We start from the raw sequence: 19,983 nt of genomic DNA, 5'->3' as shown, positions 1-19,983 counted from the left end.
ACCACAAAGTCGGACAGGGCCGGTTCATCGATCAACCTTTGTGCGATTTCAGACGTTTTCAGGCGGGCTTATCCCCGCCTGAATAGTCTTTCCTGGCTGGCTTGCACGGCCAAATGGAACCAAATCTTTTAGTTAATGACACATGTGCCGCGTTCGTTGCGGCTGTTGGCGCCTGTTGCCCGGATGGCCAGGGAACCACTGGTGTTGTTGACCGTGTAACCAATGCTTCCGCCATTTGCGAGTTGAAGGAACTCATTGGCACCAAGGCCTTTGAAGACGTGCAACTCGGCTTCTTCACCGTTGATGGTTACAGTGCCCTTGGACTGGCCCTCGATCCGCTTCAGCGTGATCTTGGTGGGCGTGGCAAGAGGGCTGCATTTTCCGGACTTGCAAATCTCTTCAATCTGACACTCGTAAACAAACTCAGCCCCCGGTGTTTTCTGCGTTGTGGCCTGCGCGGCAGCGGGCAGGATCAAAGCAGCAAGAGCGGCCAGATATTTCATAAAAGCTCTCCTAAAGGATGTTGGCCGATGGATCGGTCCGATTGTTGAAAAAACCGGCCTTGAACGGCCCAGGTTTGGGCGCCTGACTAGGTTGGGAAAATGGCGAGAATTGATCTTTCCGGGGTCAGAATTCTGAAGTGGAAAATTTCTTTTGCTCGACGAGAATCGTTAAGATGTATCGAAAATTCAGGTAAAAATCCGCGCTCGCTTGACTGTTCGAGCAGTAGGACGGAGACGGTTGCCGTGATTTAGCCACATTCTACAGTTCGAACCTGTAACGTCAGGCCGTAGTGGGCGCGCGGGAATTGTAATATCCAGAATCGGTGACGTCGGGTTTTGTTCGCGCTCAAGAGGTTTCTTGCGACCCACGCGCTCACGCAACCTCAAGATGAAGTGAAGCGTGCCAATAGCGGCTTTGATCCTGAATGGAATTGCCTAGCTTTTCTGAACGACCCGCGGCGTTCCGCGGTGCCGGGAAAAAGGAATACGGATCACACAAAAAAGGTCCGCGGAATAGGAAGGCAAGACATGAAATACGTGGTGACGATGCTTTTGGGACTCGCAGCGCCCGGACTGGCAGCTGCGCAGAGCGATCCGCTGAACGGAGCGGATTTTGTAGTGAACTGCGTGTCTGACAGCACCGGCGGATCGGTAACATTGGCGCGGTCGGGGGCCACGGACAAAGGTTTTATTGTCACTGACGAGATCAAGGGCGAGGCCACGATCATCTCGGGGCTGAATTCGCTGACCTTCCTGCACATCATGGACAAGGACGTCGTAACTTTTGTCATCGATTTCGAGGACCGGAACTACGACATGTCAATCAAAGGCCCACATGCCGCGCAGGATTTCGGGTCTTGTGGTGAGCCAATCGGGTAATTCGTTGAATGGGGGGATCATCCCCCCAAGAAACTTTTCCGCACTTCGGGATCAGCCAACAGTTCTTTGCCGGTACCGGTGTAGGCGTTGCGTCCCTGAACCAATACATATCCCTTGTCCGCGATCTCCAGCGCCTGACGGGCGTTTTGTTCGACCATCAGGATCGGCAGTCCGGTGCGCGAGACCTCGATGATCCGGTCGAACAGCTCATCCATCACGATTGGTGAAACACCGGCAGTTGGTTCGTCCAGCATCAGAACCTTGGGCTGGGTCATCAGCGCGCGGCCTACGGCGACCTGTTGACGCTGTCCGCCTGACAGCTCTCCGGCGGGTTGGTTGCGTTTGTCGCGCAGGATGGGGAAGAGGTCATAGACCTGTTCCATCGTTTCGCTGATGTCATCGCGTCGAATGAAGGCACCCATCTCAAGGTTTTCTTCCACCGTCATCGAAGTGAAGATGTTCGAGGTCTGCGGCACAAAACCCATGCCGCGGATCACGCGATCCTGCGGGGTGAGATTGGTGATGTCCTCACCATCCAGCCGCACCGCGCCCGAGCGGACATCAAGCATGCCGAACACTGCCTTCATCGCGGTTGATTTTCCGGCACCGTTGGGGCCGACGATCACTGCGATCTCACCCTTATCGACGGCAATCGTGCAATCATGCAGGATGTCCGGCCCTTTGCCGTACCCACCCGTCATGGTGTCGCCGATCAGAAACGGGCCGCCTTCGACTTTGCGCGTTTCGCCACTTTTCGTATGAGCAGGCGTCATGGTGCCAACCCCATGCGTATTGGTGATCGAGGCATCCTTGTTGCCCTTGTCATCCTGATAAGGATTGTCGCTCATGCTCCGGCCTCCAGCTTGTCCTTGTTCTTCAGGCCGGTGCCCAGATAAGCTTCGATTACGTGCTCATTGGCTTTGATCTCGTCCAGAGTTCCCTCTGCCAGCACTTTGCCCTCGGCCATACAGATGACCGGGTCGCAGATTTTGCCGATGAAATCCATGTCGTGCTCGATGACAACGAACGTATAGCCGCGTTCTTTGTTCAGGCGCAGGATTGTGTCGGCGATGGTCATCAGCAAAGTGCGGTTCACACCCGCGCCGACCTCGTCCAGAAACACGATCTTGGCGTCGACCATCATGGTGCGGCCAAGCTCCAACAGTTTCTTCTGACCGCCCGAGACCTGACCAGCCTTATGATCAGCCAGATGTTCGATGGTCAGGAACTCCAGCACTTCATCGGCCTTGGCCCTAAGCGCGCGTTCTTCATCGGCGATGCGCTTGCGGCCGAACCACGTGTTCCACAGCGACTCACCGGACTGCGCGCCGGGAACCATCATCAGGTTCTCGCGGCAGGACATCGACGAAAACTCATGAGCAATCTGAAACGTCCGCAGCAGGCCCTTGTGGAACAGATCATGCGGGGGCAGGCCGGTGATTTCCTCGCCATCCATGAAAACTCGACCACTGGTCGGCGGCAGAACGCCCGCGATCACGTTGAACAGAGTGGTCTTGCCCGCTCCGTTCGGCCCGATCAGGCCGGTGATAGACCCTTTTTGGATTTCCAGCGATGCCCCATCCACCGCGTGAAACCCGCCGAAATGCTTGTGCACGTCTTCGACGACGATCATCTTTTCCCCTAGCCACCGTTACCGGCGTTTGTGCTTCCCCGAACCAAAAAGGTGAGGTGCGGCCTTTTTTCATTGAAACAGCCCGGACACAAGGCCCGGGCTGCTTGAATTTATGGCGTTTAGCGCCGGATCAACGGAAGTTGACGGTCTTGTTCTCGCCGTCGGTCACTTCGATCTCGCGGTAAGAACCTGCGCTTTCACCGGGGCCGATCAGCTCGACACCGGACGCACCGACATAGTCGATTTCCTGGCCAGCGGCCAACAGTTCCAGACCCTTGGCCAGTTCACCCGGATAGATCTTTTCACCCGGCTCGTTGGCAACGTCCATGATCTTGGCACCGTAATCTGCCGGGTTGGTCGAACCCGCGGCCTGCATGGCCAGCATGAACAGGGCTGCCGCGTCATAGGACTCAGGCGAGTAGGGCGACGAGCCGTCGAAACCGGCAGCTTCGGCCATGGCAAAGTACTTTTCGGCACCTTCACCACCCGAACCGGCGATCTGACCGAACGAGCCGTTCAGGTCGGGGCCGACGTTCGCGGGCAGCGAGTCACCGATCATGCCGCCGGGCAGACCGAATGTGTCGAATGCACCGCTGTCCAGCGACGACTGGATGATGCCCAGACCGCCCTGGTCCAGATAGCCTGCAACGACCAGGATGTCGCCACCGGCCGAGGCCAGCGCGCCAACTTCAGCCGAGTAGTCGGCCTTGCCGTCTTCGTGCGCGGCAACGATGGTGACTTCACCACCGGCTGCTTCGAACGAGGACTGGATCGCGTCTGCCAGACCTTTGCCGTAGTCGTTGTTGGTATATGTCAGAGCGATCGAGTTGATGCCGCGGTCCTTCAGGATGTCAGCCATCACCTGACCTTCGCGCGCGTCCGACGGTGCGGTGCGGAAGAACAGGCCGTTGTCTTCCATGGTCGACAGGCCGGGCGAGGTTGCCGACGGCGAGATCATGACCATGCCATTCGGAATCGCGACGTTCTGCAGGATTGCGCCGGTGACGCCCGAGCAGTCGCCGCCGATGATACCCGCAACGCCGTCCGCGATCATGCGTTCGCCGTTCGACGTGGACAAACCGTTGTCGATGCAGCCGGTGTCGGCGCGCGACGCGGTCACGGTTGCGCCATCCAGCAGTTTACCGGATTCGGTGACTTCGGCCATTGCCAGTTCGGCACCCGAGCCCATGGCAGGGGCAAGCGATTCAATCGGGCCGGTGAACCCGAACAGAACGCCAAGAGTGACATCTTCGGCCAGTGCCGGACCAGCCAGCAGAGCGGATGCTGCAGTTGCTGTAAGCAGCTTTTTCATATGGTTACTCCCTCATTGGAACGTATTCGTTCTGGGCTAGACCCTAGGCAAGCTATCTGGAAAAGAAAAGTCCTAACGCAAATGTGTTTTTGTCAGAAACAATCCTATTTGTTCTTATGTACTTGTCGCTGATTTTCGGAAGTGGAGATTGAAATGCTGCGGGCAGTTGCGATTCTGGTCCTGTCGATTTTGGGTGCCCCAATTTATGCCGATACCCTGCAAACCTCGGCGGGTCCGGTACGTGTGACGGCTGTCGTACAGGGGCTGGACACACCATGGGCCATTGGCATTCTGCCGGGCGGTGGTCTTTTGGTGACCGAACGCGATGGGGACCTTCTTTTCGTGTCGCAAGGCAAAGCGACGCGCGTAGGCGGTGTGCCCAAGGTGGCAGTGAACGGGCAGGGCGGTTTGTTGGACGTCACAGTGGCGAAGGACTTTGCGCAATCGCGCGAGGTGTTTCTGACCTTTTCCAAACCTCAAAGCGGCGGAGCTGGAACAGCGGTGGCCGTTGCGCGTCTTTCCGACAGCGGTGAGCGGCTGGAAAATGTGCGCGTCATATTCGAGGCCGTTCCGGGTGGATCAACAGGCCGACACTTTGGATCGCGGGTGGTCGAGGCAAGGGATGGCACGCTGTTTGCGACGATAGGCGATCGGGGCGATCGCCCAACCGCGCAGGACCGGACGAACCATATGGGCACCGTGATCCGCATCAACCGCGATGGTACGGTGCCTGCGGATAACCCTTTTGTTGGTCACGCGGGTATCCGGCCCGAAATCTGGTCTTACGGGCACCGCAACCCTCAAGGCGCAGATCTGGATCGGCAGGGGCGTTTGTGGATCTCGGAACACGGCGCTCGTGGAGGCGATGAGGTCAATTTGGTGCAAGCGGGCCGAAACTATGGCTGGCCGGTGATTTCGTATGGAGTGCATTACTCGGGCCAAAAGATCGGAGAGGGCAGGTCGAAACCGGGAATGGAACAGCCCGAATACTATTGGGATCCGTCTATCGCGCCCTCGGGCCTGTTGGTCTATTCCGGCGAGCTCTGGCCGGAATGGCGGGGTGACATTTTTGTCGGTTCTCTCAAATTCGATTACATCTCACGTCTGGTTGGGTCGCCCCTGCGCGAGGTCGAACAGATCAAAGGCCCGGAAACCGAGCGTGTCCGGGACATTGTCGAAGCGCCCGACGGTTCGATTTGGTTTATTTCGGTGGGTCAGGGCGCCGTCTACCAAATGACCCCCTAGCTTTAGACAGATAAACGCCCGCTCTGAGCACCACGCTCGCGGTAGGGCGTAGTGTTGTAGTGCGCCCGGTAGCATTTCGAGAAGTGGCTGGGCGAAGCAAAGCCGCAGGCCAGTGCCACGTTGATCACACTCATATCCGTTTGCATCAGCAGGTTCCGGGCTTTGTGCAGGCGCAGCTCCATGTAATAGCGCTTGGGTGAGCGGCTGAGATACCGGCGGAACAGACGCTCCAGCTGACGCGTGGACATGCCGACATCCTTGGCCAGTATCGAGGGCGAGATCGGTTCCTCGATGTTTTTCTCCATCATGAGGATGACCTGGCTCAACTTGGGATGGCGTACACCGATGCGGGTCGGGGTCGACAGGCGCTGCGTATCCTGATCGGTGCGGATCGACGAATAGATCATCTGATCTGCCACGGCATTCGCGAGATCCTCACCATAATCATCGGCAATAATCTTTAGCATCAGGTCAATGGACGAGGTGCCGCCCGCGGTGGTCATGCGGTTTCCGTCGATCTGGAATACGGATTTGGTCAGCTCGACTTCATCGAACTCTTCGATGAAACTGTCCGAGTTTTCCCAATGAATCGTTGCGCGCTTGCCGTCCAGTAGGCCAGCTTTGGCCAGCGTATAGGCCGCAGTGCACAAGCCACCGATCCGCAAACCGCGCCGCGCCTCACGCCGGACCCAGTTCAAAACTTTTTTGGTCGTCGCCAACTGCACGTCGACGCCACCACAGATCAGAACGACATCGTCGCGCTGAAGCTCATTCAGATCCCCGTCCAAGGCAAAGGTCGTTCCGGCCGAACACGAGACAGTCTCGCCGCCCTCGCCAATCAGCGTCCACGAATAAAGTTGCTTGTCCGCCATGCGGTTGGCAATCCGAAGGCTATCGAGTGCCGAGGCAAAAGACAGCAGAGAAAACTTGTCCAAAAGGACAAAGACGAAATGGCGAGGATTGGCCTCAGTGCCTTCCACTGTGACAACTTGGCGTTGCTCTTGCATGGCTTGGTGTCCTTGATTCGGCGCCGTGTTCCGTGGCGTCCGGCGTCGTTATTGCCAGCCACCATGACCAAAGCTTGTTTGCGCCGTCAAGAGGCGCAAAAGGGATATGGTCAGTCTTCAATGCATTTTGTATAGAGACCACCTGAATACTTCAGCGGAGATCAAAGCTATGACCGAATGGCAAAAAACGAACTGGCGCAAAAAGCCCCGGGTTCAGATGCCAGATTATACCGACGCGGCCGCGCTGGCCAAAGTCGAGGCTCAGCTTTCGCAGTATCCCCCGCTGGTCTTTGCGGGCGAAGCACGGCGTCTCAAGCAACATTTGGGTGCCGCTGGTCGCGGCGAGGCCTTCCTGTTGCAGGGCGGGGATTGTGCTGAAAGCTTTGAACAATTCAGCGCGGATGCGATCCGAGATACGTTCAAGGTAATGCTGCAGATGGCGATGGTTCTGACCTATGGCGCAAAGGTGCCTGTGGTCAAAGTGGGCCGCATGGCTGGCCAATTCGCCAAACCACGCAGCGCCCCGACCGAGGTGGTGGATGGCGTTGAGCTGCCCAGCTATCGCGGTGACATCATCAATGAACTGGCCTTCACACCCGAAGCACGCATTCCGAATCCCGGCAAGATGCTGCAGGCCTACACGCAGGCTGCCGCGACGCTGAATCTGCTGCGCGCCTTCTCGACCGGTGGTTTCGCCGATATGAGCATGGTGCATTCGTGGACCCTGGGGTTCACGGATGAGCAGGACGTTCAGAAGTACTCGGAAATCGCGGACCGCATTCAGGACACGATCGACTTCATGGGGGCTGCTGGCATCACGGCAGACACCACACATGAGTTCTCGACCGTGGAATTCTACACCAGCCACGAAGGGCTGCTGCTTGAGTACGAAGAGGCGCTGACCCGTCTGGATTCGACCTCGGGCAACTGGCTGGCCGGGTCCGGTCACATGATCTGGATCGGCGACCGGACACGTCAGCCGGACGGAGCGCATGTGGAATTCTGCCGTGGCGTGCTGAACCCGATTGGTCTGAAATGCGGTCCAACCACGACCGCCGAGGACCTTAAGGTACTTATGGCCAAGCTGAACCCGGAAAACGAAGAGGGTCGCCTGACCCTGATCGCCCGTTTCGGAGCAGGCAAAGCCGGTGAGCATCTGCCGCGTCTGGTTAAGGCTGTGAAAGAAGAAGGCGCCAAAGTCACTTGGGTCTGCGACCCGATGCACGGCAACACGATCAAGTCGGCAACCGGGTACAAAACCCGTCCGTTCGACTCGGTCCTGCGTGAAGTGCGCGACTTCTTTGGCGTACACCAGGCCGAAGGCACCATTCCCGGTGGTGTGCATTTCGAGATGACAGGACTGGACGTCACCGAATGCACCGGCGGTGTTCGTGCGGTGACCGAAGAGGATCTGTCCGATCGCTACCACACCGCTTGCGACCCGCGCCTGAACGCATCGCAATCGCTGGAGCTGGCGTTCCTTGTTGCGGAAGAGCTGACAAACCTGCGCCGCAATGGCAGCAAGCGCGCAGCCAGCTAAGGCTTTTCGCGAGAGAAATGAAAAGGCGGGCTGAAATGGCCCGCCTTTTTCGTGGCTTATTCGTCTCTCGAAACAACCAATCTCAGATGAGGGCGGGGACGTTCAAACCGCCCTTGGTCTTCGGCGAATCCGGTCTCAAGGCTTTGTGGCTGTGATTGAGGCATCTGAACTTCGGTCACTGGGTGCAGGGTGTCCTCGGAAAGTGTAAAGCGCCGCGGCGTCGCACCTATTGCGCCATCGCTTACCATGACCCCGAGAATACGGCTGACATCGCCCAGATCGCTTCGTAACGGCAACAGGATCATCCGGGCCTGCAGTTGAGCGCGCCCCATACGGCCCGCCGAGATCAGGTCCAAATTGGCAATCGCCGGTTGGCTAAAGACCTGCTCCGAGACCTCTTTGACCCGATCCCGCGCGCTGGCCTCGAAAAAAGCGGTCAGGGGCATGCCACGTACTTCCATCCCGGCCAGTTTGTTCAAATGGCTACCCGCAAGGCGGAACCGTGTCAGTCCGGGGGCAATGCGTTCCAGAACGAATGTGTATTCCAGAATGTTCTCAAGCCCGCGCGGGTCGATTTGCGACCGCATGGGAACGCCGTCTCCGGTCAGAAGTGCGGTCCAATAGGCCTCGGCCTGTCGGATGGGCGAAAGGCTACGCCCGCTGTCAAAACGATCCATTGCGACGATCTTTCCAAAACTTGACCCGAAACCGTTCCCGAAAATGGTTTTCATCATTATCACCCTGGCGTCTATCGACCGTCATTTTCCTAAAATGCGAACTACTGGGGACTTTGGGCAGTGACCAGTCTTCGCAGGTGTAAGATTGACGCGGGTTGATTCAATTTTGGAGCAAATCTTTAACGAATGGTTAACGACTGGCGAACAAAGCCAAAGTCAGCAAACACTTGCCCTGAACGCACAGTTGGCATTAGGTGCGCGCAGCAAACTGAAACGGGCAGCTATGGAAAGGGCAGGCATGATAAAATCCATGACCGGTTTCGCCTCGGGCAAAGGGGCGTTTGGGCCTCATAGCTGGACGTGGGAGCTGCGCAGTGTCAACGGCAAAGGCCTGGATATGCGTCTGCGCGTACCCGAGTGGCTGACCGGGCTTGAGGCGGCGCTGCGCGCTGAGATGTCAAAGCAACTGAGCCGGGGCAATGTGACACTGTCCTTGCGCCTCAGCCGCGATGAGTCCCAGCCTGACCTGGTCTTGAACGAAGCCGCAATGGGCGCGGTTCTTGAGGCCGTGGCCCGGACGCAAGAGATGGCTATTGCGCGCGATGTGACGCTGGCACCATCGTCGGCGGCTGATCTGGTCTCGCTTAAGGGCATGTTGGATGCAGGCAGCGATGTGGATGATCCCGGTCCCTTGGTGGCTCAACTGACGAAGGAATTCGCAGGCTTGCTGAGCGATTTTATCGAAATGCGCCAAACCGAGGGCCGGGCGTTGGCCACAATTCTTGACGAACAACTAGGTCAGGTTGCGGCTTTGACTGCGCGGGCAGCCACGCTGGCCGAACAGCGCAAAGACAAGATGGCCGAGGCGCTGCGCGAAAACTTGGCCCGCGTGATGGATAATGCCCAAGGGGCTGACCCCGATCGCGTCGCGCAGGAGTTGGCGCTGATTGCCGTCAAGGCGGATATCACCGAAGAGATCGATCGCCTTAAAGCGCATGTTGCGGCTGCTGGTGATTTGCTGGCTCAGGACGCGCCGGTCGGGCGCAAGCTGGATTTCCTAATGCAGGAGTTCAATCGCGAGGCAAATACGCTGTGTTCCAAGGCGCAAAGCGCGGACCTGACGGCAGTTGGCCTTGAGTTGAAGGCCGTTATAGATCAGATGCGCGAGCAAGTGCAGAACGTAGAATAACCAAAGGAGCGCCCAAATGGCGGATCGACGCGGCCTTTTAATCATTCTGTCCTCGCCTTCGGGGGCCGGTAAATCGACCTTGGCCAAGCGCCTGATGCAGTGGGACACGGAGTTGGAGTTCTCGGTCTCGGCCACAACACGTGCGCCGCGTCCGGGCGAGGAAGATGGTCGCGAGTACTACTTCCTGAGCGAGGATGCGTTCCGCCAGCAAGTCTCCGAGGGTCAGATGCTGGAACACGCGCATGTTTTCGGTAATTTCTACGGCTCGCCCGCCGGTCCGGTGCGCGACTCGATCAACGCGGGGCGCGACGTCCTGTTTGACGTGGATTGGCAGGGCGAAGTGCAGATCCGCAACTCGGACCTTGGTAAGCACGCACTGTCGATTTTCATCCTGCCGCCCTCGATCCCCGAGCTGCGCCGCAGGCTAGAAAGTCGCGGGCAGGACAGTGAAGAGGTCATCGCCAAGCGCATGCTGAAAAGCTGGGATGAGATCAGCCACTGGGGCTACTACGACTATGTACTGATCAATGACGATCTGGACGCCACCGAGGAAAAGCTGAAAACCATCGTCAGCGCCGAGCGCATGCGGCGTATTCAGCAACCCACGTTGCAGCACCATGTCAGAACCCTGCAGAACGAATTCGAAGGTGCGTCATGACGATTTACGCCTTGGGCGACCATCGCCCGCAAATCCACGAAGACACCTGGGTTGCGCCGGACGCCAATCTGATCGGCAAGGTCGTGCTGGAACAGGGGGCCTCGGTCTGGTTCGGCTGCACCATTCGCGCGGATCACGAAGAGATTCGCGTGGGCGAAGGCAGCAACGTGCAGGAAAACTGCGTCATGCATATCGATGCCGGGTTCCCTCTGACCATTGGGAAAAACTGCACCATTGGTCACAAGGTCATGCTGCACGGCTGTACAATCGGGGAAAACACGTTGATCGGGATGGGCGCTATTGTCCTGAATGGTGCGAAGATCGGTAAGAACTGCCTGATCGGGGCAGGGGCCTTGATCACCGAGGGTAAAGAGATTCCAGACAACTCTTTGGTCATGGGCTCACCGGGCAAGGTGGTGCGAGAATTGGATGAAGCGGCGGCGCAAAAGATCACGTTCAGCGCGCTGCATTATCAGCAGAACATGCGCAAGTTTCGCGAAACTTTGACATCTGTGCCTTAGGTCGTCCGCAAATCTGTTGAAAGTGTCTGAAATGCCCCACGATCTGCTTGCCGAAATGGTCTCGGCCGTTCCAATGCCCGCGCTCATGGTGGATCAGACCGAACGGATTATAGCCGCCAATACGGATGCCAAGACTCTATTGGGCCAAAACATCGAAGGTCGTCATTACGCGACCATCCTGCGTCAGCCACAGGTCATTGACGCGATGGAACAGAGCCTGCGCACCAAGGGTCCGGCCAAAACCCGGCATCTGGCCAATGATGGTGCCCAGGATACGACGTTCGAGGTTCAGTGCCGATACATGAAGGGTGTTGGTGCCGTTGATGGCGGCGCGGTCATGGCCGTGTTTCAGGATGTGACCCATTTGGAGCAGGCCAGCCAGATGCGTCGGGATTTTGTCGCCAATGTCAGCCATGAGTTGCGCACTCCGTTAACCGCATTGATGGGGTTCATCGAAACACTACGCGGTCCGGCGCGGGACGATTTCGCTGCGCGCGAGCGGTTTCTGCAGATCATGAACGACGAAGCCAACCGTATGAACCGGCTGGTGGGGGACTTGCTATCGCTGAACCGAGTCGAAAGCGAAGAGCGGGTCCGGCCCAAGGAACAGGTCGAGCTGATAGGGTTGTTGCAGTCCACGTTGAACTCTCTGCGACCACTGGCCGAGAACGCCAGCGTCACCCTCACGCTGGATGCGCCGTCCGAACCGATTACGTTGACGGGTGACAGCGACCAGCTGCGTCAGGTTTTCACCAACCTGATCGAGAACGCGATCAAGTACGGCGGCAGCGGCGGCGTTGTAGATGTACGGTTGACCGCATCCGAGCGGGACACTGCGATGCGGGGACCGGCCGTACGTGTACAGATTTGTGACAAAGGGCCGGGAATTGATGCTGTACATCTGCCGCGTTTGACCGAGCGATTCTATCGCGCGGACAGTCACCGGTCGCGCGAGCTGGGGGGAACCGGGCTTGGCCTGGCAATCGTGAAGCATATCGTTAACCGCCACCGCGGTCGGTTGCGCGTGGAAAGCGATTTGGGCAAGGGCTCTGTTTTCACAGTCATTTTGCCTCGCTGATTTTCACGTCTGCCTGAAACCGATTGTCCAAGGCCGCGGACCTTACGCTTCGTCAAGTTAAGAATTTCTAAGTAAATCGTGACTTGTCATAAAGCTGTTACATACCTGTCACAAAAGGCTTACGCACGGCACTTAGGGGTGCGCGCAGGATCATCATGGGGGTGATCACAATCAAACTTTTCAGGGAGACTGAAATGTCCTTTGTAAAACTGTCGGCTTCTGCGCTGGCTATCGCTGCTGTTTCGGCCACCACCGCCGCTGCTCGTGACAACGTTCAAGTCGCAGGTTCGTCGACCGTTCTGCCTTATGCTTCGATCGTCGCAGAACTGTTCGGTGAAAACACTGACTTCCCGACACCGGTTGTTGAATCGGGTGGTTCGTCCGCTGGCCTCAAGCGCTTCTGCGAAGGCGTTGGCGAGAACACCATCGACGTTGCAAACGCATCGCGCGCAATCCGCGAAAAAGAAATCAAAGCCTGTGCCGAAAACGGCGTGACCGACATCATGGAAGTCCGCATCGGTTATGACGGCATCGTCTTCGCAAGCCAGCAGTCCGGCCCCGCCTTCAACGCGTTCGAGCCGTCGGACATCTTCAACGCTCTGGGCGCAAAAGTTCTGAAAGACGGCGAAGTCGTCGACAACCCCTACAACACCTGGGCCGAATTCAACGCGGATCTGCCCGACGTTGAGATCGCTGGCTTTATCCCCGGCACCAAGCACGGCACCCGTGAAGTGTTCGAAGAAAAAGTTCTGCTGATCGGCTGCGAAGCAACCGGCGCCATGGAAGCCATGATCGCTGGCGGCATGAGCGAAGATGACGCAGAAGATGCATGCCTGAACGTGCGTACAGACGGTAAGTCGGTCGACATCGACGGTGACTACACCGAAACTCTGGCGCGTATCGACACCAACCCGAACGGCATCGGCGTCTTCGGTCTGGCGTTCTACGAGAACAACACCGACAAGCTGAAAGTCGCGACCATGTCGGGTATCGCACCGTCGACCGAGACCATCTCGACCGGTGAGTACCCTGTTTCGCGTCCGCTGTTCTTCTACGTGAAGAAAGCCCACATCGGCGTGATCCCTGGCCTGAAAGAATACGCTCAGTTCTTCACTGCTGACGAAATCGCTGGTCCTTCGAGCCCGCTGGCCAACTACGGCCTCGTTGCTGACCCTGAGCTGGCAAAAACTCAGGAAGCGATTGCCAACGAAGTGACCATGGGCTCGGGCAGCTAATCTTGGCTATCTACGAATTGCGGGGGGCGGCCATTTCGGTCGCCCCTGTGCTGCTTTGAACTTTCAATCGAGACCAGTGAGGGTGTCATGCCAATTCTTTGGCTCTTTCTGATCGTCGCCGGAATTTCGGTGATCGGTTATGTAATGGGGCGGTCCCGTGCGCTGCAGAGCGCGGGCGGAGACATACGTGGCTTGCATTCGCTGCCGAACTTCTACGGTGCGAATGTTATGCTGAAAACCATGGTGCCTGCCTTTGGTCTTTTGATCATCTGGCTGCTGGTGCAGCCTCTGTACGTCAATTCCCAGGTGTCCGGTATGATCCCGGATACAGCGATCAAGGAAGGCTCCTCGCGCAGCCTGGTCATGGCCGAGGTTCGTCGGGCAGCTTCCGGTCTGGACGCTGCGGTTTCTCAGGGTCAGTTGCCAGCTTCGGTCGCCCGTGATCCGAACGCGGACGTCGCTATCGTAACGCAAGGTCTGAAAGACGCGGGTCAGGTCGTCACCTCCGAGATCACGCAGCCCATTCTGAATGCGGCCCAAAGCTATACGAGCATGAACGCCGTCGGTTACAGCGTCATGTCTGTCGTGGTGATCCTGCTGGCATTGGCCGGAGCAGCGATTGGGTGGTGGCAAACCCACGCGGATTACCGTGCGCGCAATGTGGTAGAGCAGGGCGTCCGCGTCCTTTTGCTGGCCGCTGCCTCGATTGCCATTCTGACCACGATCGGCATCGTCCTTTCGTTGGTATTCAACACGTGGGAGTTCTTCAAACTCTACCCCGCGTCCGACTTCTTTTTCGGCACCACTTGGTCGCCCAGCTTCTCTGGCCGTGGCGGCTCGTCCGAGCTTGGGATCATCCCGCTGCTTTGGGGTACGTTCTACATCTCGATCGTTGCTCTTCTGGTCGCCGTTCCGATTGGCCTGTTCGCCGCGATCTATCTTAGCGAATATGCGTCGCCGCGTGTCCGGGCCTTTGCCAAACCGCTGCTTGAGGTTCTGGCCGGTATCCCCACCATCGTCTACGGTCTGTTCGCGCTGCTGACAGTTGGTCCGCTGCTGCTGGACGTGTTTGGCGACAACGGTTTGGGCTGGATGAAGGCCGGTACGGCCGTGATGACGGCGGGCCTGGTCATGGGCATCATGCTGATCCCGTTTGTGTCGTCCCTGTCAGATGACATCATCAACGCGGTGCCGCAGGCGATGCGCGACGGGTCTTATGGCCTTGGCGCCACTCAGTCCGAGACCATCCGTCAGGTGGTTCTGCCTGCCGCGCTGCCGGGTATCGTCGGTGCGATCCTGCTGGCGGCTTCGCGCGCCATTGGGGAAACTATGATCGTGGTTCTGGGGGCAGGTGCGGCCGCACGGCTCAGCCTCAATCCGTTTGAAGCCATGACAACGGTGACCGCCAAGATCGTTAGCCAGCTGACCGGTGACGCGGATTTTGCGTCCCCCGAGGCGCTGGTTGCGTTCGCGCTCGGCATGACCCTTTTCATCCTAACGCTGGGGCTGAACGTGTTCGCCCTTTACATCGTGCGTAAGTACCGGGAGCAGTACGAATGACCGACGCCAGCATGCAAACCCCCGAGACGGGTCGTCGCGGCACATCGCTCACGGCGACGGATGAGCGGACACGCAAGCGGGCGCGGGCTGAAAAGCGCTTTCGCTTTTACGGCATCATTGCCATCGCAACCGGTCTGTTCTTTCTGGTCGTGCTCTTCGCATCGATCCTGAAAGAGGGCATTCCAGCCTTCACCCGCACAGTTGTGAGCGTTGAGTTCACGTTGACACCGGAACAACGCGAAGAGGCAGAAGGCACACTGTTTAAAACCAAGGCCTATTCTGACCTGTTCATCGCTGAATTGAGCAAGGAACTGGCCGAAAGCGGTATCAGTGTCGACTTTGACGAAGCCGCGATCGAGCGTCTGTTGGGCAAGGTTGGCGGCACGATCCGGACTTTCTATGCTGATAACCCTGACAAGCTAGGTGAACCGATCATGTTCGATCTGGCCGCCTCAAGCCGTGTTGACGGCTATTTCAAGGGCCGCGTGTCGCGCGATACGCTCCAAGACAGCCGTTTCCTTCAGCTGAGCGACCTTGATCTGGTCGACGCGCTGAAAGAGGCGGGGATCATCAAGCAAGCTTTCAACTGGCCCTTCATCACCGGAGCGGATTCCGGTGTGGACAACCCCGGCGGGGCCGGTATCGGTGCCTCGGTCGTTGGTTCGTTCTTCATGATGCTGGTGGTTCTGGTCCTGTCGCTGCCGATTGGTGTTGCTGCCTCGATCTACCTGGAAGAGTTCGCACCGCAGAACAAGTTTACCGACCTGATCGAGGTGAATATCTCGAACCTTGCGGCGGTTCCGTCCATTGTGTTCGGTATCCTAGGCTTGGCGGTCTTCATCCAGTTCATGCACCTGCCGCAATCGGCACCGCTGGTGGGCGGGCTTGTTCTGACGCTGATGACGCTGCCCACGATCATCATCTCGACCCGCGCGTCGTTGAAGGCGGTTCCGCCGTCGATCCGCGATGCGGCACTTGGGGTAGGGGCCTCGAAAATGCAGGCCGTGTTCCACCATGTGCTGCCTCTGGCCGCACCGGGTATCCTGACTGGAACCATCATCGGCCTGGCTCAGGCATTGGGTGAAACCGCGCCGCTGCTGCTGATCGGGATGGTGGGCTTTGTTGCCCGCGGCTACCCCGACGGCTTCCTGGCCGGCTTTACCGAGCCGAACTCGGCCATGCCTGCCCAGATCTATACCTGGGCCGCACGGGCGGATGTTGGCTTCTATGAAAAAGCCTGGGGCGGAATTATCATTCTTCTGATGTTCCTGCTGACCATGAATATCATCGCAATCATCCTGCGCCGCCGCTTTGAACGCCGCTGGTAAGGAAGGGCACTACTATGAACGATATGTCGCGAGTGGAGAGACAAGTGGACACCAATTCTATCAAGCTGGAGTGCCGTGACTGCCAAGTGTACTACGGTGACACCCACGCCATCAAAGATGTGAATGTCGATATCGAAGACAAAACTGTCACGGCATTTATTGGTCCGTCCGGCTGCGGTAAATCGACCTTTCTGCGCTGTCTGAACCGGATGAACGATACGATCGACATCGCGCGTGTCATGGGCTCGTTCAAGCTGGACGGCGAGGACATCTATGACAAGCGCGTCGACCCGGTGCAGTTGCGCGCGAAGGTGGGCATGGTGTTCCAAAAGCCGAACCCGTTCCCTAAGTCGATCTATGACAATGTCGCATATGGCCCGCGTATCCACGGCTTGGCCAAGAACAAGGCTGAACTGGATGAGATCGTTGAAAAATCCCTGCGCCGCGGTGCAATCTGGGATGAGGTCAAAGACCGACTGGACGCTCCGGGCACCGGCCTGTCAGGTGGTCAGCAACAGCGTCTGTGCATTGCACGCGCCGTCGCGACCGAGCCTGAGGTTCTGCTGATGGACGAGCCGTGCTCGGCGCTTGACCCGATCGCGACCGCTCAGGTCGAGGAACTGATCGACGAGCTGCGTTCGCGCTACTCGGTTGTGATCGTGACGCACTCGATGCAGCAGGCCGCACGGGTCAGCCAGAAGACGGCGTTCTTCCATTTGGGCAATCTGGTCGAATTCGGTGAGACCGGACAGATCTTTACCAATCCCGAAGATCCCCGCACCGAAAGCTACATTACCGGCCGTATCGGTTGAGGACAGGTATTTGAATATGAGCGAACAACATATTGCATCTGCATTCGATCGCGATCTCGAGGCGATTCAGGCCCATATCATGAAAATGGGCGGTCTGGTCGAGGCCGCAATCATGGGCGCGGCCCGGTCGTTGGAAACACGCGACGAGGAATTGGCCCAAGAAGTGCGTCAGGGTGACAAGGCCATTGATGCCCTGGAAGAGCTGATCGATGAAGAGACCGCCCGCCTGATTGCTTTGCGGGCGCCGACGGCGAGCGATCTGCGTCTTGTGCTTTCGGTCTTGAAGGTCTCTGGCAACCTTGAGCGGATCGGCGATTATTCGAAAAACATCGCAAAACGCACCACGGTTCTGGTTAACGCCGGTGAGATCAATGGCAGCGCCGCCGCTCTGCGCCGTATGGCGCGCGAGGTGGAGCGTATGCTGCGCGACGCGCTGGACGCCTATATCCAGCGCGATGCCGAACTGGCGACCGATGTGATCAACCGCGACGAAGAAGTCGACCAGATGTACAACGGTCTGTTCCGCGAATTCCTGACCTTTATGGCCGAGGATCCGCGCAACATTTCATCGTGTATGCACCTGCATTTCATCGCCAAGAATATCGAGCGTATGGGCGACCACGTGACTGCGATCGCAGAACAGGTGGTCTACCTGGTGACCGGTGAACGCCCGACCGAGGCGCGGCCCAAGGCCGATATCACCTCGCAATCCGTATAGGAGTACCTGGGTATGTCGGCTGATCAACCTACAGTCCTGGTGGTCGAAGATGAACTGGCTCAGCGCGAAGTGCTGGCCTACAACCTCGAAGCCGAAGGGTTTCGTGTCTCAAAGGCGGCCAGTGGTGATGAAGCCTTGTTGCTGGTAGATGAGGACAGTCCCGACATCATCGTTTTGGACTGGATGATGCCTAACCTTAGCGGAATCGAGGTGTGCCGTCGTTTGAAAACACGGCCAGACACACGCTCGATCCCGATCATCATGCTCTCGGCCCGTTCCGAAGAGGTCGACAAGGTGCGCGGGCTAGAGACCGGGGCGGATGACTATGTCGTCAAGCCATACTCGGTTGTGGAACTGATGGCCCGCGTTCGTACACAGCTGCGCCGTGTGCGTCCGGCAACGGTCGGTATCCGGTTAGAATTCGATGACATCATTCTGGATTCCGAGACCCACAAGGTCAGCCGCGACAGCAAGCCTTTGAAACTGGGTCCGACCGAGTTTCGTCTGTTGAGCACGTTTATGGAAAAACCGGGCCGTGTCTGGAGCCGCGAGCAGCTGCTGGACCGGGTCTGGGGCCGAGATATCTACGTCGATACCAGAACGGTTGACGTGCACATCGGCCGCTTGCGCAAGGCACTGACGCAGCATGGCGGCGAAGACCCCGTGCGCACGGTACGCGGCGCGGGCTACGCCTTGGGGTGATAAAATCAGGGCAGGGCGGTTTCGCCCTGTTCTATGCGGTTTACTCATAGTTCGATGCGAAACTCTGACTGTTTTTTGCGGTGTCGGCAGGTTACCTTGCGGCAAAGCTGATTGAGCGGAGAAGCAAGATGAACGCCCCGAACACAAAACCGACTTTGCGCGCCAAAGATGCACCAGACATGGGCTCTTTTTCGTGGGACGATCCATTCCGTCTGGCGGATCAGCTCAGCGAAGACGAGCGCATGATTGCCGCCAGTGCGCAGGCCTATGCGCAGGAAAAGCTGCAGCCACGTGTTCTGGAAGCCTTTCAGAACGAAGAAACCGACCCTGAAATCTTCCGCGAAATGGGCGAAATGGGCCTGCTGGGGACCACAATTCCCGAAGAATATGGCGGCCTGGGCGCGGGTTATGTGTCGTACGGTCTGGTCGCGCGCGAAGTCGAACGCGTGGACTCGGGCTATCGTTCGATGATGTCGGTGCAAAGCTCGCTGGTGATGTATCCGATCTATGCCTATGGCAGCGAAGAACAGCGCCGGAAATACCTTCCGAAATTGGCAAGCGGAGAATGGATCGGGTGTTTTGGCCTGACCGAACCTGATGCGGGTTCGGACCCGGCAGGCATGAAAACCCGCGCTGAAAAGATCGACGGCGGCTATCGTCTGACCGGCAGTAAGATGTGGATATCGAACTCTCCGATTGCTGATGTGTTTATCGTGTGGGCCAAATCCGACGCGCATGACGGCAAGATCCGCGGCTTTGTTCTGGACAAAGGCCTCAAAGGTCTGAGCGCGCCGAAGATTCAAAACAAGATGAGCCTGCGCGCCTCGATCACCGGTGAAATCGTTCTGGATGGCGTCGAAGTGGACGAGGGCGCTTTGCTGCCGCATGTCCAAGGTCTCAAAGGTCCGTTCGGCTGTCTGAACCGCGCGCGCTATGGGATCAGCTGGGGCGTTATGGGGGCCGCGGAATGCTGTTGGCATGGTGCACGGCAATACGGGCTGGATCGCAAGCAGTTCAACAAGCCTCTGGCGCAGACGCAGCTGTTCCAGCGTAAGCTGGCAGACATGCAAACCGAAATCGCGTTGGGCCTGCAAGCCAGTTTGCGCGTTGGACGTCTGATGGATGAAGCCGAAGCTGCGCCCGAGATGATCTCGATCGTGAAACGCAACAACTGCGGCAAAGCCTTGGACATTGCACGCATGGCGCGGGACATGCACGGCGGCAACGGCATCTCGCTGGAGTTTCAGGTGATCCGCCATATGGTCAACCTGGAAACCGTGAACACCTATGAAGGGACGCACGATGTGCACGCGTTGATCCTGGGGCGGGCGCAAACCGGTTTGCAGGCCTTCTACTAGGATACTTCAAATATCGTGTAATCGGTAT

The 19,983-nt window shown here is 57.9% G+C and carries 20 protein-coding genes; 14 read left to right on the top strand and 6 right to left on the bottom strand.

What is annotated here, in order from left to right:
- Positions 1-128 precede the first annotated feature (128 nt).
- Entirely contained in the window at positions 129-503 is a 375-nt protein-coding gene (locus ACR0MV_RS02420; RefSeq protein WP_170424804.1) for a hypothetical protein, read from the bottom strand.
- 528 nt (positions 504-1,031) lie between these two features.
- Here ACR0MV_RS02420 and ACR0MV_RS02415 point away from each other — a divergent pair.
- Positions 1,032-1,382, top strand: a complete 351-nt coding sequence (locus tag ACR0MV_RS02415; protein WP_480700864.1) for a hypothetical protein — start codon at positions 1,032-1,034, stop codon at positions 1,380-1,382.
- A 17-nt stretch (positions 1,383-1,399) separates the two neighbouring features.
- Here the strand turns inward: ACR0MV_RS02415 and ACR0MV_RS02410 are convergent, their stop codons facing one another.
- The 3 genes from ACR0MV_RS02410 to ACR0MV_RS02400 all read right to left on the bottom strand — a co-directional run bounded on the left by ACR0MV_RS02410 (position 1,400) and on the right by ACR0MV_RS02400 (position 4,327).
- Entirely contained in the window at positions 1,400-2,230 is an 831-nt protein-coding gene (locus tag ACR0MV_RS02410) for an ABC transporter ATP-binding protein (protein WP_480700863.1), read from the bottom strand.
- Positions 2,227-3,015 (bottom strand): ABC transporter ATP-binding protein, encoded by a 789-nt coding sequence (locus ACR0MV_RS02405; RefSeq protein ID WP_170424812.1) that lies wholly within the window; start codon positions 3,013-3,015, stop codon positions 2,227-2,229. The genes ACR0MV_RS02410 and ACR0MV_RS02405 overlap by 4 nt, the downstream gene beginning before the upstream one ends.
- Before the next feature lie 130 nt (positions 3,016-3,145).
- Entirely contained in the window at positions 3,146-4,327 is a 1,182-nt protein-coding gene (locus tag ACR0MV_RS02400; protein WP_475203138.1) for an ABC transporter substrate-binding protein, read from the bottom strand.
- 153 nt (positions 4,328-4,480) lie between these two features.
- On the opposite strand from ACR0MV_RS02400, the gene ACR0MV_RS02395 reads away from it, so the two are divergent.
- The gene (locus tag ACR0MV_RS02395; protein WP_480700862.1) at positions 4,481-5,572 is read left to right on the top strand and encodes a PQQ-dependent sugar dehydrogenase; all 1,092 of its coding nucleotides are present in this window, start codon (positions 4,481-4,483) and stop codon (positions 5,570-5,572) included.
- A gap of 2 nt (positions 5,573-5,574) precedes the next feature.
- Here the strand turns inward: ACR0MV_RS02395 and ACR0MV_RS02390 are convergent, their stop codons facing one another.
- Positions 5,575-6,579, bottom strand: coding sequence for a GlxA family transcriptional regulator (locus ACR0MV_RS02390; RefSeq protein ID WP_480700861.1), 1,005 nt, complete (start codon positions 6,577-6,579; stop codon positions 5,575-5,577).
- Between the two features lie 169 nt (positions 6,580-6,748).
- On the opposite strand from ACR0MV_RS02390, the gene ACR0MV_RS02385 reads away from it, so the two are divergent.
- A complete protein-coding gene (locus ACR0MV_RS02385) occupies positions 6,749-8,119 on the top strand; it encodes a class II 3-deoxy-7-phosphoheptulonate synthase (protein WP_480700860.1) in 1,371 nt (456 codons plus the stop codon).
- A 56-nt stretch (positions 8,120-8,175) separates the two neighbouring features.
- Here the strand turns inward: ACR0MV_RS02385 and ACR0MV_RS02380 are convergent, their stop codons facing one another.
- On the bottom strand, positions 8,176-8,796 hold the full coding sequence (locus ACR0MV_RS02380) for a PAS domain-containing protein (protein ID WP_480700859.1): 621 nt from the start codon (positions 8,794-8,796) through the stop codon (positions 8,176-8,178).
- Positions 8,797-9,094: 298 nt separating this feature from the next.
- Here ACR0MV_RS02380 and ACR0MV_RS02375 point away from each other — a divergent pair, with 298 nt between their 5' ends.
- The 11 genes from ACR0MV_RS02375 to ACR0MV_RS02325 all read left to right on the top strand — a co-directional run bounded on the left by ACR0MV_RS02375 (position 9,095) and on the right by ACR0MV_RS02325 (position 19,955).
- Positions 9,095-9,985: a YicC/YloC family endoribonuclease gene (locus ACR0MV_RS02375; protein ID WP_480700858.1), complete on the top strand. Its 891-nt coding sequence runs from the start codon at positions 9,095-9,097 to the stop codon at positions 9,983-9,985.
- 16 nt (positions 9,986-10,001) lie between these two features.
- Positions 10,002-10,643, top strand: coding sequence for a guanylate kinase (gmk, locus tag ACR0MV_RS02370; RefSeq protein WP_475203159.1), 642 nt, complete (start codon positions 10,002-10,004; stop codon positions 10,641-10,643).
- Positions 10,640-11,164: a gamma carbonic anhydrase family protein gene (locus tag ACR0MV_RS02365; protein WP_170424836.1), complete on the top strand. Its 525-nt coding sequence runs from the start codon at positions 10,640-10,642 to the stop codon at positions 11,162-11,164. Before gmk ends, ACR0MV_RS02365 begins: the two co-directional genes overlap by 4 nt.
- Positions 11,165-11,195: 31 nt before the next feature.
- Complete coding sequence (locus tag ACR0MV_RS02360) at positions 11,196-12,242, top strand: sensor histidine kinase (RefSeq protein WP_480700857.1); 1,047 nt, start codon at positions 11,196-11,198, stop codon at positions 12,240-12,242.
- 194 nt (positions 12,243-12,436) lie between these two features.
- Positions 12,437-13,477, top strand: coding sequence for a substrate-binding domain-containing protein (locus ACR0MV_RS02355; RefSeq protein ID WP_170424842.1), 1,041 nt, complete (start codon positions 12,437-12,439; stop codon positions 13,475-13,477).
- Positions 13,478-13,564: 87 nt separating this feature from the next.
- The gene (gene pstC / locus ACR0MV_RS02350; protein ID WP_480700856.1) at positions 13,565-15,037 is read left to right on the top strand and encodes a phosphate ABC transporter permease subunit PstC; all 1,473 of its coding nucleotides are present in this window, start codon (positions 13,565-13,567) and stop codon (positions 15,035-15,037) included.
- Positions 15,034-16,365 carry a phosphate ABC transporter permease PstA gene (gene pstA / locus ACR0MV_RS02345; protein WP_480700855.1) on the top strand — a complete coding sequence of 444 codons (1,332 nt, stop codon included), beginning with the start codon at positions 15,034-15,036 and terminating at the stop codon, positions 16,363-16,365. The genes pstC and pstA overlap by 4 nt, the downstream gene beginning before the upstream one ends.
- Positions 16,366-16,388: 23 nt before the next feature.
- On the top strand, positions 16,389-17,177 hold the full coding sequence (pstB, locus tag ACR0MV_RS02340) for a phosphate ABC transporter ATP-binding protein PstB (protein ID WP_437436787.1): 789 nt from the start codon (positions 16,389-16,391) through the stop codon (positions 17,175-17,177).
- 16 nt (positions 17,178-17,193) lie between these two features.
- Entirely contained in the window at positions 17,194-17,895 is a 702-nt protein-coding gene (gene phoU, locus ACR0MV_RS02335) for a phosphate signaling complex protein PhoU (RefSeq protein WP_170424853.1), read from the top strand.
- A gap of 12 nt (positions 17,896-17,907) precedes the next feature.
- Positions 17,908-18,597 carry a phosphate regulon transcriptional regulator PhoB gene (gene phoB, locus ACR0MV_RS02330; protein WP_170424856.1) on the top strand — a complete coding sequence of 230 codons (690 nt, stop codon included), beginning with the start codon at positions 17,908-17,910 and terminating at the stop codon, positions 18,595-18,597.
- Between the two features lie 128 nt (positions 18,598-18,725).
- Entirely contained in the window at positions 18,726-19,955 is a 1,230-nt protein-coding gene (locus tag ACR0MV_RS02325; protein ID WP_475203179.1) for an acyl-CoA dehydrogenase, read from the top strand.
- Positions 19,956-19,983: the final 28 nt, after the last annotated feature.

It is taken from the genome of Ruegeria sp. BC3 (assembly GCF_056539265.1).
This window is presented reverse-complemented; position numbering and strand designations above follow the sequence as displayed.